Origin of the sequence: Duganella aceris (assembly GCF_011090165.1) — a bacterium.
GTDB classification, from domain to species: domain Bacteria; phylum Pseudomonadota; class Gammaproteobacteria; order Burkholderiales; family Burkholderiaceae_D; genus Rugamonas; species Rugamonas aceris.
Genome location: NZ_JAADJT010000009.1, coordinates 17,674 through 43,153, shown reverse-complemented (window position 1 = coordinate 43,153; position 25,480 = coordinate 17,674). Strand labels below are relative to the sequence as shown.

Sequence of the window (25,480 nt, the reverse complement as noted above, 5' to 3'; positions counted from 1 at the left end):
CAGACCCCGTTTTCATAGGGGGACGGCGGTTTTTTTACGTCCATCGATTTTGCAGACACCGGCATTTTTAGGCAAAATGCTGATACCATTTGCCAAAATTTACCAACGGATTTGGCAAAAATGGCGGCACCTAAAAAAGAGGGAACTATCTGGCGGCACCGCATAATGTTGGCCGGCGTTCGAACATCCGGCACGTTTGACACCAAAGCGGCCGCGCTGGCCTGGGAAGCCGAGCAGCGGGTGGCCACGCCAAAAGGAAAATTGGGCCTCACAAAGACGTGCGCCGACGCGTTCGAAAAGTACGAGCTGGAGGTGTCGAAGCAAAAGCGCGGCTATCGGTGGGAGGCGCTTCGGCTGGCCGCCATGGCGGAGACGGACCTCGGCAAGGTCAAGATGGTCGACTTGGACAGCACGCACATCGCCGCCTGGCGCGACCAGCGCCTCAAGCAGGTCGCTCCAGGATCGGTGACGCGCGAGATGAACCTGCTGTCGAACGTCTTTTCGGTGGCGCGGAAGGAATGGAAGTGGATCAGCACCAGCCCGACCGCTGATGTCAAACGGCCGAAGGCGCCGCCGGCGCGCAACCGCCTGATCTCGCAGCAAGAAATCGAGACTATGTGCCTCGCACTCGGTTGGCGGCACGATGTGGTCGACGTGGCGCCGACCACGAAGCAGCAGCGGATCGCGCTGGCGTTCCTGTTCGCGATCGAGACCGCGATGCGCGCCGGCGAGATCTGCGGCTTGAAGGCTGACGATGTCACGGGCCGGGTGGCCAGGCTGCATATGACCAAGAACGGTTTGCCGCGTGACGTGCCACTGTCAGCGCGCGCGCTTCAGATTTGGGAGATGGTGCCGGAAGGCTTCGGAGTGACGGCCGCAACGCTCGATGCGATGTTCCGCGTAGCGCGGAAGCGGGCGGGGATCAACGATATGACATTTCACGATACTCGGCATGAGGCGATAACCAGGTTGGCCAAGAAGCTGCACGTGCTTGACCTAGCCAGAATGGTGGGGCATTCCGATATTCGGCAATTGCAGACTTACTACAACGAGACAGCAGCGGACATTGCTAATCGCCTTTGAAAATTTATCGAATGGAAGGTGCCACTTATGAAAAAAAGTTTAGCAATCTTAATAGGTGTCTCGGAATATGACGACACCACCCTAAACTTGCCGCCTTGCGTTAACGATGTGCAATTAATGGAAAAAGTTGTTTTGTATGGTGGGCGCTTTACCGACGTAGTTTGTCTACCATCCACCGATGCCGCAGTTTTGAAAAATGCTTTAGCGGGAACTATTCAGCGATTCGCCCACGAAGACGTGGAAACTCTATTATTTTATTACAGTGGGCACGGCGAGTTTACCGAAAATAGTTTCCGCTTTCTTCTGAAGGACTTCTCGAAGCAAAAAGCGTCGAGTACGTCTCTTGCGATGAGTGATTTGGATCAGATGTTCCGGTCCCTAAATCCTGAGACCATGGTGAAAGTGATAGATGCTTGCTATTCTGGCGCGCCAATCATAAAAAGTTCCGAACAGTTGAGAGAAAATATATTTGATAAGGGCCTGTTCAAGAACTGCTATTTTTTATTCAGCTCACATTCTGACCAACGTTCGTATGCTGAAATCGGTTTGAGCGATTTTACTAAAAATATTGTTAAGTCAATCTCAGAATCCGAAGTTCCGGAAATTAGATTTCAGCAGTTGATTTCCTCGTTGACTGATGCATTTAGCCAGAATCAACGCCAAACTCCAATGTTTGTTACGCAGGGTTCTGGGTTACATTCGTTAGGCGAATATAGTGAAGATGCGCGTGATAAGCTTTCGAAATTTGTCGATTCTCCTTCATCGGAGGCTGTGGTCTATATCGAGGAAACAGTCGGGGAAGCCGCAGAAGTGAAAGCCCTTTCGTTGTTTGAACGGGCTTCTGCACATGCGAAAAAATATGTGTCTCGTGATACGGCGGAAGTACTATTAGACGCAGTCAAGTGCGACTTGCTCGGGGCTAAGATTGACAGTCAGTTTGCCGGGATGTATGAGGCCAAAATAGAATTCGAAGTCGATCCCAATAAAGTTCCTTTTAGAAAAGGTGTCGGAATTTGGCTGCATAATAATGCTGCTAGTGAATATTTTATGTTACCTGAATATTACGAAGAGGAATATGAAATTCCAATCTCTGAGTTCGAGCTAGTTCATATTTTTCGTAAAAAACGCACGAGAACTAGGTCAGTCGTTCACGGATTTAGAACAGGTCTACACGGTCTACCATTCGTCGCGGCATCCCTGGAAATGAATCCGCTGTTGGAGAATCTTAAGAAATATGGAATGTGGCTTACATTTGCATTGTCGAAAACCCACATTACCTTCTTTTACGCTTTCGTTAATTATTTGGAAAATGGTTGGGGGGATTATTCGGCTGAAGATGCTCAAGATTTTAATATCCAAAAATACTCCCTGACTGCATCTGCGCCACAGGAAATGGTGAGTGGCATTCTGAATGATTTTATGATTTGGGTCCGGGAACGCGCCGAAGTTGAATTGGATCGTCAGGACTTTAACTGAGGTCCTGCCGAATCCGGTAACTAGCACTGATGTTTTTCTGCCCACGTGACCACCTCGCGCGCTTTATAAAGCGCTTGAGCTCGACCTTTTACAGGGAGGCGAATCGGCTTTGGGAAGGATGGGAGCGAGATGATGTCGCTGTACACACGGTCCCTGGAACGGTGCAAATATGCCGCGATGTCGTTGGTATCCCACAACGCGATCGAGATCGGTTGCTGCGGCGCCGGCGCGGTCAGGCGCGCCAGCAGTTTTTCGAGAAGTTCGTCGGTGCTCATGTTAATCTCCATTGTTCGTTGCTGCCACGCGGTCCAGGCGCTCGATCCTGGTTGGTGTTCATGCGGCCTCCAAGTTTCGTTCGGCCGCTGGCGCGCGCGGCACCTCCTTTTTGCCGAAGGCCTGGCCCCAGTAGGCATGTGGTGCTGGGTCTTTGGCGTGGGACATCAGCGGCATGATGATCAGCATGAATTCCTGCGCGTTGCAAAACTCTACGACCAACGATGCGGTTGGCCCGGCCTGCCAGAAGCGGATAGCGCGCGCGGTTCCCTTGGCGAGCGGATGTGCCTTAGCGGCCAACTCGTGATAGCGCACGTCGATTGCGTCGGCGCCGCCGGGCAGCAGGCGGTCGAAGGGAGGCATCACCTTGCGCCAGTCGACGTAGCTGTTCGCCAGGCCGGTAGTGTTCACGATGCATTTTCCCGGCTGCAGGTATAGCTCTTCGAACGTCTGGCCTTCGGAGATGGTGAGGCGTTGCGTCTTCTCGTCGAGGGTGGCCACCGCGTCGACACTCCCACGTTTCTTCGCGCCGTGCCGCGCAGCGTCGGCATGTACGCTGAACGTCGTCGGTGCTTCGCATATGGCGGAAACGTCGCGCACGCACATCATGGTGTGGCCGTTGCAGGCGATCAGGACGGCGCCGCCATCCTCGTGTGGGGCGATGTGGATGGCGTTGAGGTAATACCGGATATCGTGCTGCTGAGCCTTGAAGGGCAGCAGGTGCTTCAGATAGGTGGCATTGAACTGGATCATGATTATCCTTAAACGGAGATACGAATTTGCTCTGCCGGCGGATGGTCGGCCGGCTCCTTTACCTGCATCGCCCGCATGCTGCCGGTGCGCAGGTTGACGAAGGCGCCGTGCCAGGTGAGCTGGCCGTGCCGGAAGAGCTCCCACAGGATGTGCAGTGCCGGCGTCACGATCGACTGATTGACGAACAGCTCCTGGCGCTCCAGTGCCTCGGCCAGGCCGCAGCTCGGTGTGTCGTCCTCGATGGCTTTCGCGTCGACCAGTTCAGGTAGCACCTCATACGGGCTTGGCAGGCGCGCGCTGCCGGCCGGGCTGGCGCTGACCGCGCGCAGTTCGCCGAACAGCACCTGGCCGTCGGCCGCGCGATTGCCCAGGTCCATCAGATACATCGGGCAGCTGCGGCTAAACGTGCGCGAGATCTCGTGCCTGGATTTGGCGCTGTCGACGCAGACGATGATGATGTCCGCGTTGAGCTTTTGCCAGTCGTAGCGCCCGAAGTACGCCTTCCAGTTCAGGCCGAAATACGCGTTGACGCGATTGATCAGGGTGTGCGCCTTGCTCGCGCCGATGTCGAACGCGCCGAAGAGTTGGCGGCCGATGTTGGCCTCGCTCACCGTGTCCGGATCGAATGCGCATACGGTCAGGCCGGGGTGGTCTAGCGCGACCATGGCATGGTTCAGGCGCGCGAGGCCCGTGAGCATTTGGGAGCCGTTGCCGCCGCAGCCTACCAGGGCGATCTTGACCTGGTGCTGCAGGAGCTTGGCGGGGATAAGGTGGGGCATGTAAATTCCGTAGGTGCGTGGGTTAGCCGAAGATCTTTTCCGCCGGCACCTGGATAGGCAGGTACAGGCCCAGCACGCACAGGCGGAACGCAACCGTCGGCATGTTCTGGTCCAGGTTGCCGAAGACGCCGGCGATCTTGACCGTGCCTGCGTCGTCCGCGTCGTCGGTTGGGCTGAAGAACGCGGCAGCGTGGCCGTGGCTGTGCAGGTCCATGGCGATGCTTTCGCTACCGTCTTCGGCCAGGTCGACCTGTTCGTACTGGATCCGCGATGCGGTCGCCTCGCCGATGATCTTGGGCATCTTGATCGACCACTGCTTCAGGTCGCTGTTCCAGATCAGGCTGGCGGCAGACTCGAGCGGCGCCGCTTCCATGGCGTGCACAGCGAACTCGCGCATCTGCTCGAGCGCCGTGCCCAGCTGGCCAAACGCCAGTTCCACTTTGTTCGCAAGCGCGCCGTACGGGATGCGCACCGAAGTGTGCTCCGCCAGACGGTGAATGAAGTGGAGCCATGGCCGGCGCACTTCCAGATACAGGCCGTCGGCGGCCAACAGGAAGCGATGGCCAGCGTCCTGCAGCGGGTGGAAGGGACTGTGCGCCGGAACCGCAGCGATCGGCGCCGCCTTCAGCAGCGCGACGTCCAGCTGGAACTTGTCGGCATCGATGTTCTGTTCGTCGACCGCCAGCACCATCGGACGCTGTTCGGCGATCGCGCGTTCGGTCTGTTCCGCAAAGGCGGCGTACGATGCGCGCGTGATGTCAAGCAGCTCTTCAAATTTGATAATCAGGTCTTGGCCGTTCATATTGGATCCTCGGTTAAATTTCGTTACGGTTGGATGAAGCGATCCGTTCGATCGCCGTTTTCAGGGTGGCCTTAGCCTGCTTCAGCGCGCGGCGCATAGCCACGGCATCGGCGTTTTCAAGCTGATCGAGCCACAGCTGGCGCATACCGCCGCGATACTTCACGGCGCCAGCGTGGTTCGGATGCGTGAAGTGACTGCGATAGAACGCATCCTCGTATTGCCCGATTGCGTCGCTGCTCGGCGCCGCCGGCATTTTGATATTGCCGACGCAGATCCTTCCGTCAGGGCTGACGTTGAAATGCGGCGAGTGGAACAGGGGCGTGCTCAAATCGGGGCGCACCGAATCGCGGAGCGCGAAGACGTGCCAGCTGTGTGGCTGTGCGACGAATACGAGCGCCGGGTGAGCGGCCAGTCCATCATGATTGCCGATGCCGCCGTCGTCGCCTTTGAACCACGTTTTGCGCACCACCGCCGGCGCCCACCAGGCCATCATGTTCGGCGCGGTGTACAGGAGGTTTTCTGGCACGAAGCCAGCGTAGGCGGTGGCCGCTTCGACGGCTTTCGCGAACTTGCTGAGGCTCGCGCGGCTCATCGGCGTACCGGCGCTGATGATCGAGCGGCTCGGCATTTCGGCGTCGACCTCCACAATATGTGTCGTTGCGTACACGCTGCCGCGACCCGATTCATACAGCAGCACGGCGGTCTTCAACTGCAGCGTTTCATCGCTGCTAGATAGCAAGCGGACGTTACTCATACAGGTTCTCCGATCAATTCAATAAGTCGCTCGGCCAGCGCCGCCAGCTGGAGGATCTGCTCGGTGCGCGCCGCGTAGTTATGAAACGCGGCACTGTTAAGTTCGAGCGGATAGCTATCGATGAATTCGACGCATTCACCACCCTGATAGGCGAGATCAACCGCTTCGTCGATCGCTTGGCCGACAACTCCGGGGCAGGTCCAGAGCAGCACCATGCATCCTCCAACCATCTCGTGGCCGGTGCGGTGCGACCCGACATCTGATGGGCAAAGCAAGAAGGTGCTGCTGGACGCGAAGGCAGATAGGGCATCGCACGCCGAAATTACATCGCGGGCGAACGGTGTCGTCGCTGCCGCCACCAAGGTGGCCTTCGGCAGAGTCTGACGTGGTGCGGTTACCCAACGTGGCATGTGCTCATAGAATCGTTCGCGGGTCATAATGTCGCTATCGCGCAGCACGTCGTCGGCCGTTTCGTAATTGTTGTCCACGCGGAATTGTTCGATCAGATCCGCATCGTTTTCCGAATGATTCCACCAGAGCCAGTCCGCCCATTCCACGGCGCGCCACGGGTCCAGCGCGTTTGGCAGATGCATGCACGTGTGCAGCAACACCGCGAGTACTTCTTGACCGAAGCCTGGCAGGAGTGCCTCAAGTTCGAGGAGGCGGCGCTGCAGCGTCCAGCGCGGAACCTCGAAATCGCTCTGCTGGCTGATGCAGAACCATGCGACTGGCGGCGAATCCTCCTGCTCGTGGCGGCCGGTGAGATCGTCCAGTTCCTGAACATGCAACGTCCACCGAAAATATTTCATCGGGTTTCTTGCATTCAGTTCGGTCCACCAGGTGCCGAGCGCCTGCTCCACCAGCTTGTGTTCGTGTGCGGCCGGCTCCGCCAGCATGCTGTCGGTGATCAGCTCGGCATCGATTAGAGCGATCGCCAGCGGCGCCGCCAAAATGGCTTCACCGGGGATGTGATAACGCGTCGGCACCTCCCTGCTGATAGTTGGGAGCGACAGGGCATGCGACATCATGGGAGCACCCCGTGTGCTGCCGCCGGCGCGAGCAGGCGAGCGCCGTCGAAATGGCTGTCCGTGGCGACGAGGCGCTGGATAGCGCGCGCGGTCGCGTCGGTTGCCTGGGCGCGCGTGATCACGTTGAGTCGCTTCTTCCCAGGTGCGAGCGTACCCGTTGCGCGCAGGCGGGCGAGGGCGGTTTCGCGGGTCAGCATGATTAGGCGGCCGATGCGGTGCAATGCTTGCCGTGCAGACCCAGCAGGCGCATGCGCGAATCGCAGTCGATCTTGATGACTTCGTTCTTCGCCAGCGATTCCTGCAGGTCTTTGATGAACTCGGCGTCACCGGCGTCGAGCCAGTTCGCGTGCAGCAGCTCCGCGACGTCGTTGATCATGTCGGCCAGGTTGGCGCCGCCCTTGGTACCCACCGCGCGGCGGAAGGTGTAGATGGTCTTGTTGCCGACCTGCTTGGGCCCTTCGATGTCGGCGCTGACGATCTCCGGATAGACGTTTGCGTAGAAGTCGCGCACCTGGGCCAGCGGCATGGACGGAAGCGGGTCGGCCAGGCGCACGCCGTTGTAGCTGAATTCGCGTTCAAGTTGTTCGATTTTCATGTGGCGACCTTAGAAGAGGTTGAGGGTCACGGTGTCGACGACGGGCGCCGGCGCGGGCGTTGGCGCGGGTGCGGGTGCTGCGGCGTCGTGCGCTGGCGATGGCGGGCTGCTGGGCGGCGACGAAATCGGTGCGGGCGCGTTGCGCGGTTTGCGCGGCGCCTTGTCCTCCTTCGACTTGTTTGCGGCGCTGCGGGGTTTGCCGTTGGTGCTGCTCTTGCCCTCCACCTCTTCTTCGTCGTCATCGTCGTTGGTGTCGGCGGCAGCCTGGGCCTGCTCGATCAGCGAACGCTTCGGCGCGTGCCAGATGCCGATGGCCGCGGCGAAATCGGCGTCGAGCTCGTCGGCGGTGCCGGTCAGCACCAGGGGCTTAAGAGCATGCGCTTTCGGCTTGTCGCCGGGATAGGTCGGAGTGATGCTGACGCGCAGCTGGCCGTCATCCTCGCCGGCGACGACGAGCATGAGCGTGGCATTTTGCGCGAGCGCTTTCAATGCGTTGAACATAGCGATCCTTCTTGGATGGTGGTGGGGTACTACAGGGTTAATCGTTGTCGTTCGCTTGCAGCTTCTTCGGATCGAACCTGGCCCGGCTGCGCATGTGCTTGCGGGCCGCCGCGTACAGCGTCGCCTTCAAATTTGGCACCTTCAGCATGTCGTCCAGCGACATCGAGATGCGGCACTTGCGGTGCGCGATCTCCAGCGCGGCGCGGTCGGGTTCGATGCGGGCCATGGTCAAAGTCTTGAGTGGTCAATTCGTGGCGGCCGCTGCTTATTCGGCGAGGCCTGCGGCGCGCATTGCGTCGTCGAACGCGATCGCCTGCGGGAAGTTGGGGTTCGGCTCACGCAGGAAGATGATCGCGTCCGCCGGCAGCGGCTGCGTGTCGTGGTCGAAGTCCAGCGCCTGGACCTTGCCGTAGTGCGCGCACAGTGCCTGGGCGTTTTTGGTCTTGCCGCAGCCGGCGGGGCCGTGAATTATTACTGCCCTGTCCGACGTGTTTTTCTTCTTTGCCATGGTGGTGCTCCTGCTGATTAGAGTGGTTTGACAGAAATGCCGCATGCATCGAAGTGCAGGGCGATGAAGTCGCCGACGTCGCCGCTGCCGGCGCCGATGGCGTAAAACTTGATGGGGGCTTGGTCGGGCAGGCAGACCGTGACAGCGAAGGTGGTCATGAGGCCAGCCGAATTGTCATGACGCGTGCGTACGTGGCCTTTCCCGCTTCGAGTTTGGATTGCCAGTACTGAGGATCGAGGCCGTCGTCGACCGACGCCTGAAATTTCCAAATCTGCAGTTGTAGCGCGACGAGAATTTCTTGCGTGTCCGCCTCGGTCAGGGCGTTCAGTGCTGCTCGGCGGGTCGTGGGTGGCATATCTTCTCCATCAGCAAGTTGCTGTAATGGAGGGATATTAGTCGGACTGCTTATTGTTGTCAACAGTCAGACTAATAATTTAGTATGAGGTTTTGCTGTTGCCGTTGTTTTTTCTAGAACGGGACGGGTCTATCGACCTGAGGCCTATGATGATCCCGCCAGGGCAGTTCATCTGCGTTTAGCAAACAGATAAAATTATTGAGATCAAAATACGCGTAGCTTCTGGAAAAGCCGTGCACGCGCGGTGAGAGCAAAACGATTGGTAGGGTGGGAAAAATCCTCGCTGCGTCTTTGATAACTCGCCGCGCATTGTCTGGATAAGTTTGATCAGATTCCACCAGAATGACGGCAAGGGATACGCCCCGCACTACTACCGTCGCAGCCCTTAGTGTTTGCATGGCATGGTAAAACGATTCACAGGCGGTCCCTGAAATTTCGCGGTTCGAATCGCACGACACGGCCGACAACGTTACAGTCGCCTTGTTTGCAAGGTTCTGGCCTGAATTCGGGATTTTCTGAAGCCAGCCACCATTCGCGTCGTTCGTACTTCAGACGCTTAATTACCGCTTGGCCATTGTAATTTAAAGCAAAAACGCCGCCATTCACGCGCGCACGGTCATTAATATTGATGACCGCGATGTCTCCTTCATACATCAGGGGCACCATGCTATCACCTTTAACTTTTATGCCTAGGAGTGACTGTGGGTCGAGGTCATTCTCCTCCACCCATTGTCTCGGCACGTGAAGTTTACCGCCATCTTCAAACGCATCCTGCGTCTCGAAGCCCGTGACTCCCGCCTGCAGGTGTAGGGCAACCATTTTTATTCCGACTGTCTCTGGCGCCATGTCGTCGTCATCGGTAATGCCCCGTGCGCCTGGGAATGCTAATGCGCCGCCGGAGTCATCAACGTTTGTGATTGCATCTGAAAGTTGCGAGATTTGTTGAGCCAGCGTTGTGCTGAAGTCGCCGACCTGCACGCCAAGTAAATGCGCAAGCTTGAGCGCGGCATCGACGTTCAGCGGGATTTTCCCGTTGAGGTATTGCGCTAGCGCGCTCTGACCGAAACCAAGATATTCGGCTGCGGCCTCTTGAGACGGCGGCAGGCGGGCATCACGACGTGTTTGTTGCCACTGAAGAAATAACGACTTCAGCTTTGCGGCGTCGGTGAGTTGTTGTTGGGATAGGGGAAGGGCTGGCATCTGTCAACAATATAAGGAACACTAATAAAATTCAATTAGTCAGACTGTTGACATAGATAAGCAGTCAGACTAATATTTGACGTATGAACTCAATCTCTTCGATACGAGCGCGACTCGGCGTGACACAAATGGTGATGGCCGATGCTTTGGCCGTGACGCAAGGTAACGTTTCCCATTACGAGCGGGGGCAGCGTATGCCTCCAGATGTTGCGGCCCGGCTAATTCGGTACGCGCAATCAATGGGACATCGCGTCACTTTTGATGAGATATACGGGATGTCTGCATTGGAAGACATGCAGCAAAACCCGTCCGGGTGTGCTTCGAATCCTCTTCAAAGTTAATAGAGCGCGACGTATTTCGCCGGCACTGAAGCGCTGGCTCTTTTTTTGCCCAAGAGATTGCCTCTAGGAAATTGATTTCACAAGGGAATGACATGAATAAGAACAACAAGCCCGCCGCCTGGCGCGGCAAAACCTCTCGCGTGAAGTTTCCCGGTGGGACGTCCATGCGCCGAGCCAAGCGCTCCAAATCATTGTGTGCTCCGCTGGCGCCGCCCACACCGAGGTCGCTCTGGATGCGGCTAGGGGATTGGTTGACGTGGGACGGTAAATCGCGAATAGGTCCCGGAATTGGGTAGCAGCCGAATTCAGGTTTGGAGAGCAAATAGGGGCGCATTGGGATTTGGGTTTGTCGATTATCAATGAGGCAATCGTATAGCGCGGTGGCCAGGTTTACAACGTAGGGAATGGAAGGAATACCTGTGAGCGATTTCACGCAGTCTTTTAAGGACATGATCACCGTGCACGGCTGGAATGGCACTGCCGCCACATTAGGCATGAAGCGATCTTCGCTGGAGGCCCGTGTGTACGAGCTGAACGGGCACGGCATGCGCGTCGAGACCGCGATGATGGTGCAGGCATATTCCGGGACGACCTTGTTCGCCCAGGCCGTGGCCGCAGCGTCGGGGGGAGTCTTCATTGAATTGCCGACTGCTGGCCCGCTGGATGGCGTCGAACTGGAAAGTAAGTTCCACGAACTGTACGGCGAGATCGGCGACCTGTCGCGCGAGTACCGCGCGGCCATTGAGGATGGAGAGATCGATGCGCGCGAGCGCGTCAAGCTGCAACGCATCGAGGGTGCTATGCACAAGACGATGAAGGAGCTGATGACGACGATGTTCCGCGTTTATTGCCGCAGGCCTGCGGATGCGGCCGCGCGTGAGGTGGCGAAGTGAGCCAGGGCGTGCTTGTCGCAGTCCCTGGCTCAAGCGGAGGCGCGTATCTCGATCTGGTTCTTGCAGAGCGGCGTGCCCGGCTCGCTGTATTGCAGTGCCATCTAAAGGCCGCTTTGGTGGCCAGCGATGGCGAGCTGACGGATTCTATCGTGCGGCTGGAGGCAGAGTCCAGCCTTCTAGCTCTTCGGATAGAACAAATCGAAGGTGCTCGAAGCTCATTCCAATGACATCGCGCGGGAGCCACGAGAATTTATGGATCAGGTAGAAGTGCACCGCGTCGATACCTTTGACGGACCTATAGCCCTCGCGTTCGGCGATAACGTCGCCGAACACTTCGAGGCCGTAGTTCAAGCCGCCGGACGCTTCATGATAACGACGCTTGTTCTCGTAAATTTCCTTTTGCATATTCGTTTTCCAGGTGACGTTAATAAAGTGACAGCAAACAATCTTCTCACACTTGGGTCGGCGGTTGCTGGAAGCCCGAACGGGGTCGCCAGCGAATGAATTATTACCCCCATCACATCGGCGACTTCAATAGCGAGACCAGGCATTGCAATCGCCTGGAGCGCAGCATCTATCGCGACATGCGCGACTTGTATTTCGAGCTGGAAGCACCGTTGCCCGCCGACGAGTCGAAGCTGTTCCGACGCCTGCTCATCATTTCGCCTGAAGAGCAAGATGCGGCGCGCCAAGTGCTGGCGGACTTCTTCGTACTGACTGAACCGGGCTGGTTCAACCAGCGCTGCCAGGACGACATCAAGAAGTATCAGGAGGGTCTGGAGAAGGCGAGCGCTGGAGGCAAGGCCCGAGCGGCGAGACGTCAGGCGGCGCCGGCATCGGATCCGATGCAAGGCGCGCAGGCACCGCTTGACCTTGATCCGATAACTAGCGAGCAGGTTGCGCGCACGGTGCGCGAACAGTGCGCGCAGGATGCGAGCAGCATGCGCGAAGGTGCTAACCAGAACCAGAACCAGAACCAGAACCAGAACCAGAACAACCCCGCAGCACAGCCAACACAAATCGAAGACTGCGCGCGCGGCGCAACCCCGGCCGAGTTGAGCATCGCGCTGCGCCAGCAAGGCATGCGCTGCCAGCCGGCGGATCCTCGGCTGTTCGAGCTGTCGCGGCAAGGCCTGACGGTGGAGACCGCGATTTCGGCATACACCGAGGCGAAGAAGACGAAGGGCGGCGAGGAGATCAAGCTGGGCTACCTGGTGGCGATTCTACAGCGCTGGTGCGCGGAGGCGGCGCAGCTGCGCGTGACCGGCGCGCTGCCGCCAGCGCGGGCCTCGCCGTCCGGCGAATCGGCCAAAGACCGCGAACGACGCGAAACCCTGCAAGGATTGACTGGAGACGACGAACATGCACGACAGCCTCGATTTATCGACATCAACACCGTGGCCGGCTGAGGCCATACCCAAGCACTGGATCGAGAGCCTGTTCAAGAAAATGGCTTTCACCTACGGCACGAAGCTGGCCGACCAGTGGCGCGGCACCGACACCGCTGGAGTGAAGCAGCATTGGGCGCTTGAGCTCGGTGCGCTTACCAACGCGCAGCTGTGCGCTGGCGTCGCCGCGCTGAACACCCGGCCATGGCCGCCCACGCTGCCGGAATTTATCGCCATGTGCAGGCCGCCGGTAGATCCGATCGTGGCGTTTCACGAGGCGGCGGAGCAGGGTGCTCGGCGCGATCGCGGCGAACCGGATACGTGGTCAACGCCAGCGATCTATTGGGCCTGGGTCCGTGTCGGCCGGCGCGAGGTTGCGACGCAGCCGTACGCTGTGCTGCGGACTCGCTGGGAAGCCGCGCTGATCGCCGAGCTGGGGAAGGCTGAGATTGAGCAGGTGCCGGCGCCGGCGCCGCAGCTGCCAGCGCCCGGGAAGAGCGCGACGGCGCCGGCCAAGGCGAGGGAACTGCTCGCGCGGATGAAGCTCAAGGACCAGAACACGAAGCCCGAGGGCGACGGCCGCAAATGGGCGCGTGACGTGCTTGCGCGCGGCGACGCGGCGTCGATCCACTGCGTGAAGATAGCGCAGCAAGCGCTGGGGATGCGCTGATGGCCATTGACGTGCGACAGGCAATCGTCGGGCTGACCTCGACCGTAGTCGGGGGCCAGAAGCAGGTGCGGTTCGCCACCAGGGTGGCGCTGACGCGCACCGCGAAGAGGGCTGAGCTGGCGGAGGTGCGCGAGATGCGGGATGTGTTCCGCAACCCCACGCCCTTCACGCTCAGCAGCACGTTCACGCGGCCTGCCACGACGACCAGGCTGGAGGCCGAGGTAAAGCTGAAGGACGATTCGACCAAGGCTGTGCCGGCGTCGAAGTTCCTCGCCGCACAAGTGAGCGGCGGTCAGCGAAAGCTCAAGCGCTTCGAGGTGGCGCTGACCGCTGCTGGCGTGATGCCGGTGGGCTACCGCGCAGTGCCGGGGCAGGGCGCCAAGGTGGACAACTACGGCAACATGAGCCGAGGGCAGATTGTGCAGATCCTGGCTTTCTTCCGTGCCTTTCCCGAGATGGGCTACAAGGCCAACATGACCGACAAAGGCAAGGCCCGCCTCGCGCGCGGCAGCAAGCGCGTGCAGGGCTTCGTCTACTTCGTCGGCACTCCAGGCGATCGGCTGCCGTTTGGCGTCTATCAGCGCATCAACTTCAATGGCGGCACGGCCATCAAGCCGGTGCTGCTGTTCGTGCGCTCAGCCCTATACCAGCCCATCTTCGACTTCAAGTACGTGGTCGAGCAGACGGTCAAGACCGACTTCGACGGCGAGTTCACGCGCGCCTTCCGCGAAGCGCAGGAGACCGCCCGATGACCAGCCGTCAACCCCGCGCCCGGGGCATTTTGATGTGTCAGGAGCAACAGACCGATGGGTCGAAAGTTGCATCAGTGGCAACATCAAATATTTCCCCAAGGTACTCCCCAGCACTGGCTGTCAGGGGTAATTCGAACCCTGACTTCGCGCTAGTCACAGGCCCATTCCTAGGGGGTTGTATTGTCAGATCGTGACCTGACCAAGCCTATGACTCAGGCGGATTTCGGTTCGCTGGTCGGCATCAGCCAGCAGGCTGTCGGCAACCTGGTGGGACGCGGCGTGTTGGATACGAGCGCGCCGGGCTTGCAGGTGCTGCACGCCTACTGCTCGCACTTGCGCGAGCAGGCCGCCGGCCGCGCCGCCAGCGGCGATCTGGACTTGGCGACTGAGCGGGCCGGGCTGGCGCGCGAGCAGCGCATCCGCGTGGCGCTGCAAAATGCGGTCTCGCTGAAGGAGCTGGCGCCGGTGGCGCTGCTGGAGGAAGTGCTGTCCAAAGCCGGCGCGCGCATCGCCGGCATGCTCGACGCCATACCCGGCGGCGTGCGGCGCCGCGTGCCGGCGCTGTCGGCCGAGGAGATCTCGACCATCGGCGCCGAGATCGCGCGCGTGCGCAACATCGTGGCGGCCATGTCGCTGGCCGATCTGCGGGATGAGGAGGCGACCGACGACGTTGACGAGTCGACCGAAGAGGAGATCGATCCGTGAGCAACATGTACGAGGTTGTCAACTGGAAATCGCAAGAGCTGGCCTCGACGCTGGCGCGCGGGCTGGGCGCCTTCGGCGTGCCCGAGCCGATGACGCTGGAGGAGTGGTCACGCGCGAACTTTTACCTGTCGAAAGAATCGTCGTACGTCGAACAGGACTGGCGGCCATGGCCGTTCCAGCGCGCCATCATGGCGTGCATCAGCAACGACGATATCCGTTTCATCGACTTCATGAAGTCGGCGCGGGTCGGCTACACGAAAATCCTGCTGGCCGCGATCGGCTACTTCGCCGAGCACAAGCGCCGCAACCAGGTGCTGTGGCAGCCGACGGACGGTGACAACGACGAGTTCGTCAAGACCGAGCTGGACACCATGCTGCGCGACGTCAAGGTGATGGCCAAGGCGATGCCGGCCCACATGGCGCGCAACAAGGACAACACGCTGGCGCAGAAGAAGTTCTTGGGCTGCCTGCTGCACACGCGCGGCGGCACCGCAGCGCGCGCGTACCGCCGTATCTCGGTGGACGTCGCTTTCCTCGACGAGCTTGATGCGTTCCTGCGGGACATCGAGAAGGAGGGCTCGCCCGATAAGCTGGCGGCCAAGCGCGTCGAGGGCGCGACCTTCCCCAAGATGGTCACCGGATCGACGCCGAAGCTGTCCGGCTTCTCGCTGATCGAGGACCGCTACAACGGCGCCGACGAGCGCTTCAAGTACGCCATTCCGTGCCCGGGCTGCGGTCTGTTCCATCCGCTGGTATGGGGGAAGAAAGACGAGACGACAGGGTTTAAGTGGGTGAACGGCGACCCGACATCGGCGCGCCACCTTTGCCCGAACCAGGAATGCGGCCTGTTGATCACGCAGGCCGAATACCTGGCGGTGGCCGAGCAGGGGCGCTGGCAAAACGCCGACGGCAGCATCACCATCGACGCCGCCGGCGTGTTCCGCAACGGCGCCGGCGCTGTGATCGCGCCGCTAGAGCACATCGCCTTCCATGTCTGGACCGCGTACAGTCCTGCGGCGACCTGGGCGAACCTGGTCGACGAGTTCCTGGAGGCCTTCGAGAAGGCGCAAAGCGGCGACATCACCAAGCTCAAGACGTTCACCAACACCACGCTGGGCCTGCCCTGGGCGCTGGAAATGGAGAAGACCGACGCCGAGCAGTTGAAGGAGCGCGCCGAGCCGCACACCTTCGGCACGGTGCCGCGCGGCGGCCTGCTGCTGCTGGCCGGCGGCGACACCCAAGACAATCGCATCGAGATTACCGTGCGCGCCTACGGGCGCGGCTGTGAGACCTGGCAGGTCGATTACAAAATCTTTTACGGCAACCCGTCGGAAGACCAGGTATGGCAGGACGTTGCCGAGTACCTGTTCGAGACGGAATTCCAACACGCCGCCGGCACCAAGCTAAAGATCCACGCCAGCTCAATCGACAGCCAAGGCCACCACACCCAGGCTGTGTACAACTTCGTGCACACGCACGCGGCCAGGAAAGTCTTCGCCGTGCGCGGCAGCTCCGGGCGAGAGAAGCACATCAAGGATGGTGTCTCCCGCGTCGACATCGACTGGCGCGGCAAGGTCCGCAAGCGCGGGATGATGCTGTGGCGCGTCGGAACCAACTTGGCAAAAGATCTAATTTATGGCCGCCTCGGTATCGAGCGCGCCGGGCCCGGCTACATGCATTTTTCAAAGGACGCGAGCGATGAATTCTTCAGGCAAATGGCGGGCGAGGCTCGTGTTGAGCGAGCTACCGCCTACGGAAAGGAATCGCGCTGGACGGCGATGCGCAAACGGGTCGAGGCCTGGGATTGCACCGTCTACCTGGTATGGCTCGAAACGCACCTCGAGCTGGCGAAAAAAACGGCGAAATTCTGGGACCAGCTGGAGGCGGAAGTTCAGCCGGCGATAGATGACCTGTTCAACACACCGATGACCATCAGCATGCCGGCCGCGTCGACGCCGCCACCTGCACCTACGCCGGTGGCCACGCGGACGGCAGCGCCGCTGCGCTCCCAGTCCGCCAGCAGTTCGTTCGCATCCGACGATTGGTCAAGTAGAGGATTTAAATGAATCAAGAACAACAGTACGACATCGTCAGCGCCATGATCCAGGAGGCGCGTGCCTTGCTGGGCGCGGAGGTGTTGGCGGACGACGTCGTTTGCAAGCTGGAGGCGCGCTTGCGGCGGGATTGGGGCGGCCAGGCAGTGTACGTCAAGAAGATCGCCGTCGATGTCGAGGCCCGCCGTCAGGCGATCCGCGCGCGCTACAACATGACCAACCGGCGCGAGCTGCAGGCGGAGTTCGGGATTAGCCGCGGCCAGTTTTACAAGGACCTACGCAGCGCGGACGAGGCTGCAGGTGTCTCCTCTTTCCGTAGAAAAGAGACTCGGCACACGGTAACTTCAGGCGTCCAAACCGAGGAATGACCTATGACCCCCGCCGAAATGCTCGCCAAGTACATGACCGCCGAAGCCGCTATCCTCGAAGGCAAGGAGGTGCGCTTCGGCGATCGCGCCCTACGCATGGAGGATCTGAGCGAGGTGCGCGCGGGCCGTATCGAGTGGGAGCGCCGCGTTGCCGCCGGGGCGAGCCAGGTCGCCGGCCGGCCAACCTTCGGCGGCCTCGGCTACTCGCTTGCTGATTTCCGGGGTGAGCAATGACGCCGGCAGCGCCCACGATCCAGCTCAACCTGCTGGACCGCGTCGTTTCCGCCATCTCGCCGAACGCGGGGCTGCGGCGCCTGCACGCTCGACATGTGCTGAACCAGTACGAGGCAGCCAAGCCATCTCGTCTGCGAAAATCGGCGCGAGACAACCGTTCTCCGGACGCACAAGTGCAGCAGGGCGCCGTCGCGCTGCGCGGCCTGGCGCGCAACCTTGAGCAGAACCACGATATCGCGCGCGGCGCGCTACGCACGATGGTCAACAACGTGATCGGCCCCGGCGGCATCGGCATTGAGCCGCAGCCGCGCCGTCGCGATGGCTCGATCCATGAAGAATATGCGCTCGCACTGCGCGAGGGCTGGCGCAATTGGTGCCTCAATCCTGAGGTCACGCAGAAGCACCACTGGGCCAAAGTGCAGCGCCTGGTCTGCAACACCTGGTTCCGGGACGGTGAGTGCTTCAACCAGCGCCTGAAGGGCACGGTGCCTTCGCTCGATCACGGCACACGTGTGCCGTATTCCCTGGAGTTGATGGAGCCTGATCTGGTTCCGATGGATCTATTCGACGAATCGAAGGGCATCCAGCAGGGCATAGAGCGCAACACGTGGGGGCGCGCTACCGGCTACTGGTGCTACAAGGCCTTCCCAGATGGTATCAGCTGGTCGAAGCGGAACTACGACGTCAAGCGCGTCGCCGCCGCCAACATGCACCACATCGCATCGGTCGATCGCATCGGCCAGCTGCGCGGCGTGTCGATCTTCGCCAGCGTCATCACGAGGTTGGAGGACATCAAGGACTACGAGGAATCTGAGCGCATCGCCGCGAAGGTGGCCGCGTCGCTGACCGCGTATGTGAAGCGCGGCGGACCGGAGAACTATGGCGATGTGAATGTTGAAGCTCCGCAGCGCGGCGGCGCCCCGCACATCGGCATGTCGCCGGGCATGATTATCCAAGATCTTCTGCCTGGCGAGGAAATCGGCATGATCGATTCGAATCGCCCGAACCCCAACCTGATCACGTTCCGCAGCGGCCAGCTGCGCGCCGCCGTCGCCGGTATCGGCGCCAGCTACTCCAGCGTCGCACGCGACTACAACGGCACCTACTCCGCGCAGCGTCAGGAACTGGTCGAGCAGTGGATCAATTACGCCGTGCTCACAGACGATTTCGTCGGCCAGTACGTACAGCCGGTCTGGCAGGATTTCGTCCAGATCGCGCACATCTCCGGCGTCATCAAAGCGCCCAAGGACGTCGATCCGGACACGATGGAAGATGCTCTGTTCGTCGGTCAGTCGATGCCATGGATCGATCCGCTGAAAGAGGCGATGGCCTGGACGGCTCTGGTGCAAGCTGGCTTCGCCAGCGAGGTCGAAGTGATGCGCAAGCGGGGCGCCAACCCGCGCGACGTCCTGGAACAGATCAACGCGCATCGCACGGCGATCGGGAAGATGGGCCTGTACTTCTCGTCCGATTTTGCCAACGTCATGAAGCAACCGGCGGCGCCGCCCGAGCCAGCCGCAGAACAAAATAACGCAGATTCCTAGAAAGGGAAAAATTATGATACAGCCAGTTGTAGCCAACACCGCCGCCGGACTGCCGCACCCGAGCGATCCTACGTTAAAGATCCCCATGGTTTCGGTGGTCGGCGCTGATGGTATGCCCACAGGGCCCAACGTGGTAACCGACACGACAGGACAGTTCGCTTTTGATCTCAGTTCGCTCGCGAGCGCGCCGCACTACGACGTGGCCGGCAACATGGACTACGTGACCTATGGGCCAGATCGCAACGGCCGGTCGATCCGCCAGACGTCTACGTGGATGAATGGCGTTTGGATGGGTGATAGCGGCTGGGTGCTGGTATGACGCCGGGCATGTTTCGTCAACTGGCGGCTAAAGTTGGTTTGCCTAAGCTGACAGGAAGTACATTCAAAGCAGGTGGGAAACGAAGCGTGGCCATCTTTGGTCCGGCCGCTGCACTCGCACAAAAAGCGTTGGCCGACCAGATGGCAAGCCTGCGAGCCGGGATCGATACCTACAACGCCTCCGCAAGATTCGTAGAAATTTGGGGAGATACGGTCAACTGGACGAAAGGAAACGCGGCGTGGCAGGTAAGCGGCGGAAAGATGTATGCCGGCCCGGTTCAAGGCGGCGGCTCCAACGGCAATCGCGCGTTCGCGGTTGCCGCGACGGACCCGCTGCGTTGGTCCGTGTCGTTCATGCTGCCCGCCGCCGCAGGGACCGGCTCGGTGATCATTGGCTTCGACAATAACGCCCCCGGCGTAGCCCCGAGCAACGGAGCGTCGAGCGTGTCATTTGGGTTGGAGTTCAACCTGACGCAGGCTACCGGCATTCGGCGATATCTGAATGGCGTAGTGGGCGGTCTATTCGGCTACCCTGGTGGCGGGAACTATTCGGTGCATTACATCGGTGACGCCAACTGGCTTTCCTACGCTATTTTCAACGACGACACTGGCACCGAGTCCTACTACGGACGCGTGCTGCGTTCCACCATCGTGACTAACAACCTGTTCTTGTTTAATGCGGACAGCCGGCAGCTTGCAGGCGCCTCGATCAATGCGTGCAGCGCCCGCGCCGCTTTGCAACCTGGCATTGCAGGTGGCGCCAGCAATGCCGGCCGCTTTTCTCAGTACACCGCCAGCGACGCAGCCGGCACCGTCAATTATCACATTTGGGGGCCCGCGGGCTATGACCCGCGAACGCCAGTGCCCCTGGCGATTCTCTTTCATGGCGACGGCGGCGACGAGCACAGCTTCCTTGCTGCGGGGGTGTTACCCCTTAAGGAAGCGTTGGTCGCGGCCGGTTTCTTGGTCGTCGCCGGAGGTATCGCGGGGAACAAGTCGACTTGGGGAGGGCCATCTTCGATCGACGCGTACGTGAGCCTCTATCAATATGTCAGCGCCCGTTACACAATCGGACCGGTGGTGATGCTCGCGCAGTCGATGGGCGGTATTGAATCGCTCAACGTGCTCGCATCCAAACGGATTCCCGGCGTGGTGGCGTGGGCCGGCTATTCGCCAACCGCAAACTTGGCCCGTGCCTACGCGACTACTTGGACGGCGAAGATTAATGCCTCATATGGGATCACTGGTATCGGACAGGCGACTTATGCGCTGTGCACGGACGGCTATGATCCGCTACTGCAAACCGACCCGCACGCTTTCCAGGATGTCCCGATGATGTTTGTCGCGGCCACCGATGACGCCCTGGTTCCCCGTCAATTTAATACGGAGGCACTAAAGGCCAAAGTCGCGGCCACGGCAGCCGAGGTGATTGACGTTCCCGGCGTTACTGGAGGTCACGGCTTCGATCTTACACCTTACTGTCCGCAAATAATCGCGTTCCTGAATCGCTACGCGAAACCTTAGTAACGGTGATGACGAAATTTAACTAAAGAGAACTCTAAGCAAGCGCTGGCGCGATTAGTTTACGCCAGCGCACGTATACCTTAGATACGTCTCGTTAGGTGTAATAGCCGTCGCGTTCAAAGTGCCATCATCAGGCAACTGGCCCGAAGATAGATTGGGTCCAACGATGGTGTACTGGTCCATATATTATTTGGTTATCTACCCACCTATAAGTTACCAGCTGGAGCGCGAGGAGTCTCGCAAGAATATCCATGGTATCAGACTCGTTTAGCCCAAAAAGGCGCGACGTAGTATGTAGGTTCAAAGTACTGATGGCATTCGAAGGATCTTGGAGTTTCAGCCAGCGCTTTGGTACGCCGTGCGTCCACCAAAACTCCGGCTCCAGTGGATAGGGGCCATGCGTATCACGGACGTGGTCAGGTCGTACCACATCCTCGTTCCAGCTCTGAGCCTCCTGCTCCAATTGGTAGAGCATTGCTGCCGGAAGTTTGGCGAGGAAAGGTTCGACCGAATCACTGGCTCGCTTGTTTGAATCAATTATCGCAGTCGCGCTGACCTGAAGCTCATCGATCTGCTTTGATAGGCTGTCAGATACTTGTCGGCGAAGCGCGTTCGATTGTTCTAACGTAAAGCGCCTTTTGTTTTGCGCCCAAGCTTTGGCAGATTCGTGCTTGTTCTCGAAATAGCCGGTGGCCGCAGTCGTCAAAATCGATAGTACCGGCAGTACAAACGAATATAGCAAGGCCCCAATCAGTGGATATCCAATTAGTCTCAATAGAGGTGCAGTGTCTGGCCCGTAGAGCGTAGTTTCAAGAAAGCTTATTTTGTTCGAGTAGTGCTCTTTGCTGATCACTACCAAGACAGCTTTATAGTTTGTAATCAGCCAGGAAATAACAAAAGAAGTGAACAGCGGATTACTTATTCGCGCAGTAACTGCGTCAACGAATTCCGAAAATTTTTCCATAAATTCCTCAAATTGTTCAGTAGCGACAATATGACCTGATATTGCGTGAGTGGCAATCACTTGGCCGAAAATAAACTTATGGCGACTTAGCACATGCAGATGCTGTGCGCACTGCGTTCGTTGTCAATTGCTCTCGGCCTGTCCTTTAATTCCCGCGAAGAGTGGGGTTTGGTAAAAAAACAGTCTCCTCTTTACGTAGAAATGAGACTCGTCAAACTGGAAACTGTGCGTACCCAATAAGGAACGCACATGCCAACACCCACCGCACAAACGAAAGAACCGGCCAAGTGGTACACGATCCGCGCATCGGCTAAAGCTGTTGCCGGCGCCGTTCAAGCCGCGACCAGCGCCGAGATTCTGATCTACGGCGACATCGGCGAAAGCTGGTACGACGACACCGTCGCCGCCAAGGACTTCGTTCGTGAAGTCGGCGCGCTGGACGTCGATGCGATCACGGTCCGCATCAACAGCTTCGGTGGCTCCGTCACCGACGGCATCGCCATCTTCAACGCACTCAAGCGCCACAAGGCCACCGTCACCACCGTGGTCGACGCGATCGCTGCGTCGGTCGCGAGCCTGATCGCCATGGCCGGCGACACGATCGAGATGGCCGAGAACGCTCTGCTGATGATCCATGCGCCGTGGCTGCAATACGTGTCCGGCAACGCGGTCGATCTGCGCGAATACGCGGACATGCTCGATACCTATTCCGACGCGATGGCCACCAGCTACGCCTCGCGCTCGAACGACAAGGCCGGCACCCTGGCCCTGCTACAAGACGGCAAGGATCACTGGTACACCGCCGAAGAGGCGCTGGCCGCTAAGTTCATCGACCAAGTGGTCGCCAGTCTGCCGATCGCAGCCTCAGCCCATATCAAGCCTTTCATCCAAGCGCGCTATGCCTCGTTCCCCGAAATAGTGGAATCGGCGGCGCCCGTCGCAGCAGCTTTACCCACCCCCTCGAAGGAGAGCACCACCATGACCATTCCAGCTCCAGCGGCAGCAGCTGCTCCAGCTCCAGCCGTCGACGCCACCCAGGCCGCAGCGAGTGCCGCAGTAGTTGCAGCCCTGGCAGCGGACAAGACCCGCCGTACCGACATCACCACCGCGTTCGCAAAATTCTCGGCACACGAAGGCATGTCGGTCATACAGGCCGCCTGCCTGGATGACCAGGCCTGCACGGTGGATCAGGCCAACGCCAAAATCCTGGCCCATCTGGGTAAGGATTCGGGCCCCATCGCCGGCTCCCACATCATCACGCTGGAAGATTCGCGCGACAAATTCCGTGCGGGCGCTGCCGCCGCATTGATGGCGAAGGCCAAGCTGGGCAAGGACGACAGCGCCAACAACTTCCGCAGCTACGGCCTGATGGACTTGGCGCGTGAATGCCTGGCCCACGCCGGCGTCAACGCACGCGGCATGGATAAAATGACGCTGGTTGCAGCGGCATTCACCCATACCGGCAGCGACTTCCCTTTGCTGCTGCAGAATGTCGCAGACAAGGCCATGCTGAAGGGCTACCAAGAAGCCGAGGAAACGTTCCAGAAATGGACGTCCAAGGGTACTCTGGGCGACTTCAAGCCTGGCAAGCGCGTCGACCTGAACTCGTTCCCGGCGCTGGCTAAAATCCAAGATGGCGGCGAGTACACCTACGCGACCGTTGGCGATCGCGGTGAGACGGTACAACTGGCCACCTACGGGAAAATGTTCCCGATCACCCGTCAGACGATCATCAACGACGATCTGGACGCATTCTCGAAAATCCCGCGCTACATGGGCCGTGCGGCAATCCGCACCATCGGTGACTTGGTGTACGCGATTCTGACCAGCAATCCGGTGATGCGCGACAACGTCGCCCTGTTCCATGCGAACCACAAGAACCTGATGGGTGGTTCGGGCATCAGCACCGGCTCGGTCGATGCGATGCGCGTGCTGATGGGCAAGCAGACCGACGGCAACGCCGTCCTGAATATTCGCATGGCGCAGCTGCTGGTGCCGCTGGCACTGGAAGGCACCGCCAATGTCGTGCGCGACAGCGAATACGAAGTGGGCGCTGCGACCAAGAACAACACCACGCCGAACTTCGTGCGCAATACGTTCGAAGTGATCTCCGACGCCCGCCTGGACGCCGCGTCCGCGACCGGCTGGTACGGCACCGCGAACTCCAGCGTCACCGACACCGTTGAAGTGAGCTACCTGGACGGCGTCGAGACGCCGACGCTGGAACAGCAAAACGGCTGGAACGTCGACGGTGTCGAATTCAAGGTGCGCATGGACGCCGGCGTCGCGCCGCTGGACTTCCGCACCATGGTCGCCAACCCAGGCGCGTAATCGCTTCATTGCCGTCCGCGTTCGCGGGCGGCTTAACTTCCTTAGGAGCCATTCATGGCAAAGAACTTTGTTCAAGAAGGTGATGTGTTGAGCTACACCGCTGGCGGCGCGGCGATTGCCAGCGGCGCTGTTGTGTTGATCGGCGCGCGTATCGGCGTCGCGCTGGGCGACATTCCGGCCAACGGTACCGGCACCGTCGCCGTCACCGAGGTCTGGCAGATCGCCAAGCTGGTGACCGATGTTGTCGCCCAGGGCGCGGATCTGTACTGGGATGCGGCCAATAGTCGGCTGACCACCACGGCAGGCGGCAACACCAAGGCCGGCTACGCCGCCGCCGCCGCCGGCAACGGCGTGACCACGGTCAGCATCAAGATCAACGCCTGACCATGTTCAGCGCGCTCGAAGCCCGAATCAACCAGGTCGCCATGAAGAAACTGGCCAACGCGCTGGCGCGGATCGGCGGCGTGGATGTGCCGGTGATTTTCGACGCGGAGTACAAGCAGGGAAACGTCGGCCCGGTCGGCATGGGCGCGGCGGATCCGCAGATGGTGATCAGCAGCGCCGATGTGCCGTCCGACTTCATCGGCACCGACATCACGATCAACGGCAAGGCGTGGAAGGTTGCCGACCGCCATCCGGACGGCCAGCTTGATGCGGGCTTGACGCTGATCTTTTTGGAGCGGCCATGACCACGGCGCACCGCGCGATTCGCCAGGCGATGGTCGACCGGCTGAAGGCGGCGCCGGCTCTTGTTGGCGGCCGCGTCTTCGCGAATCGCGACCGCTCGATCGGCGTGGATTCGCCGAACGCCATCGTCGTGCGGTTGCGGCGCAGCGTCTGTCAGCTTGCATCGGTCATCGGCGGCCCCACCAACTGGACCACGCTGGTGAGCGTCGAGTGCTACGGCCGTGCGGCGTCCGACGACAGCCCCGCCGACCAGGTCGTGGATGACGTCTTCGCCAAGCTGGCTGTCGACCCGACGTTGGGAGGCCTGGTGATGGAGTGCGTGCCTTACGAGGGCGACACCTTGAACTGGGATTCGGAAGAGCTGGACGAGAAGCTGGAATGCATTACCGCAATTTTTGAAATCAAACACCAAACCACCGGAAGGACACTGACGTGACCGACGCAACGAAACCAAAAAAAGAGGCTCCCGTGCCTTCGGCCGCAGTTCCGGTCGTGCAGCACGCCGAACCGCAACGGGGTGGCAGCTACACCCGTAATCTCGACACCGGCGAGCTGGAGCAAGTTCCAGCCGAGCCGGCAGCGCCAATCTCCCAGGAGTAA

The 25,480-nt window shown here is 59.8% G+C and carries 36 protein-coding genes; 19 read left to right on the top strand and 17 right to left on the bottom strand.

Annotated features, from left to right (window positions below):
- Positions 1-120: 120 nt before the first annotated feature.
- On the top strand, positions 121-1,083 hold the full coding sequence (locus GW587_RS19610; RefSeq protein WP_166106293.1) for a tyrosine-type recombinase/integrase: 963 nt from the start codon (positions 121-123) through the stop codon (positions 1,081-1,083).
- A 27-nt stretch (positions 1,084-1,110) separates the two neighbouring features.
- Entirely contained in the window at positions 1,111-2,559 is a 1,449-nt protein-coding gene (locus tag GW587_RS19605; RefSeq protein WP_166106292.1) for a caspase family protein, read from the top strand.
- A gap of 20 nt (positions 2,560-2,579) precedes the next feature.
- Here GW587_RS19605 and GW587_RS19600 read toward each other — a convergent pair whose 3' ends face one another.
- The 14 genes from GW587_RS19600 to GW587_RS19535 form a co-directional block, all read right to left on the bottom strand.
- On the bottom strand, positions 2,580-2,834 hold the full coding sequence (locus GW587_RS19600) for a hypothetical protein (RefSeq protein ID WP_166106291.1): 255 nt from the start codon (positions 2,832-2,834) through the stop codon (positions 2,580-2,582).
- A gap of 58 nt (positions 2,835-2,892) precedes the next feature.
- Entirely contained in the window at positions 2,893-3,585 is a 693-nt protein-coding gene (locus tag GW587_RS19595; protein WP_166106290.1) for a hypothetical protein, read from the bottom strand.
- Positions 3,586-3,593: 8 nt separating this feature from the next.
- Positions 3,594-4,364, bottom strand: coding sequence for a PRTRC system ThiF family protein (locus GW587_RS19590; RefSeq protein WP_166106289.1), 771 nt, complete (start codon positions 4,362-4,364; stop codon positions 3,594-3,596).
- Between the two features lie 22 nt (positions 4,365-4,386).
- Entirely contained in the window at positions 4,387-5,166 is a 780-nt protein-coding gene (locus tag GW587_RS19585; protein ID WP_166106288.1) for a PRTRC system protein A, read from the bottom strand.
- Between the two features lie 13 nt (positions 5,167-5,179).
- Positions 5,180-5,920 (bottom strand): PRTRC system protein B, encoded by a 741-nt coding sequence (locus tag GW587_RS19580; RefSeq protein ID WP_166106287.1) that lies wholly within the window; start codon positions 5,918-5,920, stop codon positions 5,180-5,182.
- Complete coding sequence (locus GW587_RS19575; RefSeq protein WP_166106286.1) at positions 5,917-6,948, bottom strand: PRTRC system protein F; 1,032 nt, start codon at positions 6,946-6,948, stop codon at positions 5,917-5,919. The genes GW587_RS19580 and GW587_RS19575 overlap by 4 nt, the downstream gene beginning before the upstream one ends.
- Complete coding sequence (locus GW587_RS19570; protein ID WP_166106285.1) at positions 6,945-7,145, bottom strand: hypothetical protein; 201 nt, start codon at positions 7,143-7,145, stop codon at positions 6,945-6,947. Before GW587_RS19570 ends, GW587_RS19575 begins: the two co-directional genes overlap by 4 nt.
- A 2-nt stretch (positions 7,146-7,147) precedes the next feature.
- A complete protein-coding gene (locus GW587_RS19565) occupies positions 7,148-7,543 on the bottom strand; it encodes a PRTRC system protein C (protein WP_166106284.1) in 396 nt (131 codons plus the stop codon).
- Positions 7,544-7,552: 9 nt separating this feature from the next.
- On the bottom strand, positions 7,553-8,044 hold the full coding sequence (locus GW587_RS19560; RefSeq protein WP_166106283.1) for a PRTRC system protein E: 492 nt from the start codon (positions 8,042-8,044) through the stop codon (positions 7,553-7,555).
- A gap of 37 nt (positions 8,045-8,081) precedes the next feature.
- Positions 8,082-8,270 carry a hypothetical protein gene (locus GW587_RS19555; RefSeq protein WP_166106282.1) on the bottom strand — a complete coding sequence of 63 codons (189 nt, stop codon included), beginning with the start codon at positions 8,268-8,270 and terminating at the stop codon, positions 8,082-8,084.
- A 39-nt stretch (positions 8,271-8,309) separates the two neighbouring features.
- Positions 8,310-8,552: a DEAD/DEAH box helicase family protein gene (locus tag GW587_RS19550; protein ID WP_166106281.1), complete on the bottom strand. Its 243-nt coding sequence runs from the start codon at positions 8,550-8,552 to the stop codon at positions 8,310-8,312.
- 17 nt (positions 8,553-8,569) lie between these two features.
- Positions 8,570-8,710, bottom strand: a complete 141-nt coding sequence (locus tag GW587_RS19545) for a hypothetical protein (protein ID WP_166106280.1) — start codon at positions 8,708-8,710, stop codon at positions 8,570-8,572.
- The gene (locus GW587_RS19540; RefSeq protein WP_166106279.1) at positions 8,707-8,907 is read right to left on the bottom strand and encodes a hypothetical protein; all 201 of its coding nucleotides are present in this window, start codon (positions 8,905-8,907) and stop codon (positions 8,707-8,709) included. Before GW587_RS19540 ends, GW587_RS19545 begins: the two co-directional genes overlap by 4 nt.
- A gap of 414 nt (positions 8,908-9,321) precedes the next feature.
- Entirely contained in the window at positions 9,322-10,107 is a 786-nt protein-coding gene (locus GW587_RS19535) for a LexA family transcriptional regulator (protein ID WP_166106278.1), read from the bottom strand.
- Positions 10,108-10,190: 83 nt separating this feature from the next.
- Between GW587_RS19535 and GW587_RS31885 the strand changes: the two genes are divergently transcribed.
- Positions 10,191-10,448: a helix-turn-helix domain-containing protein gene (locus GW587_RS31885; RefSeq protein WP_371875623.1), complete on the top strand. Its 258-nt coding sequence runs from the start codon at positions 10,191-10,193 to the stop codon at positions 10,446-10,448.
- On the opposite strand, the gene GW587_RS19530 is transcribed toward GW587_RS31885, so the two are convergent.
- On the bottom strand, positions 10,360-10,881 hold the full coding sequence (locus GW587_RS19530) for a hypothetical protein (protein WP_166106277.1): 522 nt from the start codon (positions 10,879-10,881) through the stop codon (positions 10,360-10,362). The two genes, GW587_RS31885 and GW587_RS19530, sit on opposite strands and share 89 nt — an antisense overlap.
- Between GW587_RS19530 and GW587_RS19525 the strand changes: the two genes are divergently transcribed.
- Entirely contained in the window at positions 10,868-11,341 is a 474-nt protein-coding gene (locus GW587_RS19525; RefSeq protein WP_207393572.1) for a YmfL family putative regulatory protein, read from the top strand. The genes GW587_RS19530 and GW587_RS19525 overlap by 14 nt on opposite strands.
- A gap of 144 nt (positions 11,342-11,485) precedes the next feature.
- Here the strand turns inward: GW587_RS19525 and GW587_RS19520 are convergent, their stop codons facing one another.
- Positions 11,486-11,746, bottom strand: a complete 261-nt coding sequence (locus tag GW587_RS19520; protein WP_166106276.1) for a hypothetical protein — start codon at positions 11,744-11,746, stop codon at positions 11,486-11,488.
- 95 nt (positions 11,747-11,841) lie between these two features.
- On the opposite strand from GW587_RS19520, the gene GW587_RS19515 reads away from it, so the two are divergent.
- The 10 genes from GW587_RS19515 (at position 11,842) to GW587_RS19470 (ending at position 20,898) form a co-directional block, all read left to right on the top strand.
- Complete coding sequence (locus GW587_RS19515) at positions 11,842-12,750, top strand: YdaU family protein (RefSeq protein ID WP_166106275.1); 909 nt, start codon at positions 11,842-11,844, stop codon at positions 12,748-12,750.
- Complete coding sequence (locus GW587_RS19510) at positions 12,704-13,399, top strand: hypothetical protein (RefSeq protein ID WP_166106274.1); 696 nt, start codon at positions 12,704-12,706, stop codon at positions 13,397-13,399. Before GW587_RS19515 ends, GW587_RS19510 begins: the two co-directional genes overlap by 47 nt.
- Positions 13,399-14,151, top strand: a complete 753-nt coding sequence (locus tag GW587_RS19505; RefSeq protein WP_166106273.1) for a hypothetical protein — start codon at positions 13,399-13,401, stop codon at positions 14,149-14,151. Before GW587_RS19510 ends, GW587_RS19505 begins: the two co-directional genes overlap by 1 nt.
- A gap of 180 nt (positions 14,152-14,331) precedes the next feature.
- Positions 14,332-14,856: a terminase small subunit gene (locus tag GW587_RS19500; RefSeq protein ID WP_166106272.1), complete on the top strand. Its 525-nt coding sequence runs from the start codon at positions 14,332-14,334 to the stop codon at positions 14,854-14,856.
- A 5-nt stretch (positions 14,857-14,861) separates the two neighbouring features.
- A complete protein-coding gene (locus GW587_RS19495; RefSeq protein ID WP_166106541.1) occupies positions 14,862-16,922 on the top strand; it encodes a phage terminase large subunit family protein in 2,061 nt (686 codons plus the stop codon).
- A complete protein-coding gene (locus tag GW587_RS19490; RefSeq protein WP_166106271.1) occupies positions 16,919-17,278 on the top strand; it encodes a Mor transcription activator family protein in 360 nt (119 codons plus the stop codon). The genes GW587_RS19495 and GW587_RS19490 overlap by 4 nt, the downstream gene beginning before the upstream one ends.
- Before the next feature lie 3 nt (positions 17,279-17,281).
- The gene (locus GW587_RS19485; RefSeq protein ID WP_166106270.1) at positions 17,282-17,512 is read left to right on the top strand and encodes a DUF6148 family protein; all 231 of its coding nucleotides are present in this window, start codon (positions 17,282-17,284) and stop codon (positions 17,510-17,512) included.
- Positions 17,509-19,056 carry a phage portal protein gene (locus tag GW587_RS19480; RefSeq protein ID WP_166106269.1) on the top strand — a complete coding sequence of 516 codons (1,548 nt, stop codon included), beginning with the start codon at positions 17,509-17,511 and terminating at the stop codon, positions 19,054-19,056. The genes GW587_RS19485 and GW587_RS19480 overlap by 4 nt, the downstream gene beginning before the upstream one ends.
- Positions 19,057-19,069: 13 nt before the next feature.
- The gene (locus GW587_RS19475; protein WP_166106268.1) at positions 19,070-19,375 is read left to right on the top strand and encodes a hypothetical protein; all 306 of its coding nucleotides are present in this window, start codon (positions 19,070-19,072) and stop codon (positions 19,373-19,375) included.
- 8 nt (positions 19,376-19,383) lie between these two features.
- A complete protein-coding gene (locus tag GW587_RS19470; protein ID WP_166106267.1) occupies positions 19,384-20,898 on the top strand; it encodes an alpha/beta hydrolase family protein in 1,515 nt (504 codons plus the stop codon).
- Positions 20,899-21,028: 130 nt separating this feature from the next.
- Here the strand turns inward: GW587_RS19470 and GW587_RS19465 are convergent, their stop codons facing one another.
- Positions 21,029-21,862 (bottom strand): hypothetical protein, encoded by an 834-nt coding sequence (locus GW587_RS19465; protein ID WP_166106266.1) that lies wholly within the window; start codon positions 21,860-21,862, stop codon positions 21,029-21,031.
- A gap of 249 nt (positions 21,863-22,111) precedes the next feature.
- Here GW587_RS19465 and GW587_RS19460 point away from each other — a divergent pair, with 249 nt between their 5' ends.
- Genes GW587_RS19460 through GW587_RS19440 form a run of 5 tightly spaced genes read left to right on the top strand, consistent with a single transcriptional unit; the run spans position 22,112 to position 25,480 of the window.
- Positions 22,112-24,193 carry a ClpP-like prohead protease/major capsid protein fusion protein gene (locus tag GW587_RS19460; protein ID WP_166106265.1) on the top strand — a complete coding sequence of 694 codons (2,082 nt, stop codon included), beginning with the start codon at positions 22,112-22,114 and terminating at the stop codon, positions 24,191-24,193.
- A gap of 54 nt (positions 24,194-24,247) precedes the next feature.
- Positions 24,248-24,577, top strand: coding sequence for a DUF2190 family protein (locus GW587_RS19455; protein WP_166106264.1), 330 nt, complete (start codon positions 24,248-24,250; stop codon positions 24,575-24,577).
- 2 nt (positions 24,578-24,579) lie between these two features.
- A complete protein-coding gene (locus GW587_RS19450) occupies positions 24,580-24,882 on the top strand; it encodes a head-tail joining protein (RefSeq protein WP_166106263.1) in 303 nt (100 codons plus the stop codon).
- Positions 24,879-25,316 carry a hypothetical protein gene (locus tag GW587_RS19445; protein WP_166106262.1) on the top strand — a complete coding sequence of 146 codons (438 nt, stop codon included), beginning with the start codon at positions 24,879-24,881 and terminating at the stop codon, positions 25,314-25,316. The genes GW587_RS19450 and GW587_RS19445 overlap by 4 nt, the downstream gene beginning before the upstream one ends.
- The gene (locus GW587_RS19440; RefSeq protein WP_166106261.1) at positions 25,313-25,480 is read left to right on the top strand and encodes a hypothetical protein; all 168 of its coding nucleotides are present in this window, start codon (positions 25,313-25,315) and stop codon (positions 25,478-25,480) included. Before GW587_RS19445 ends, GW587_RS19440 begins: the two co-directional genes overlap by 4 nt.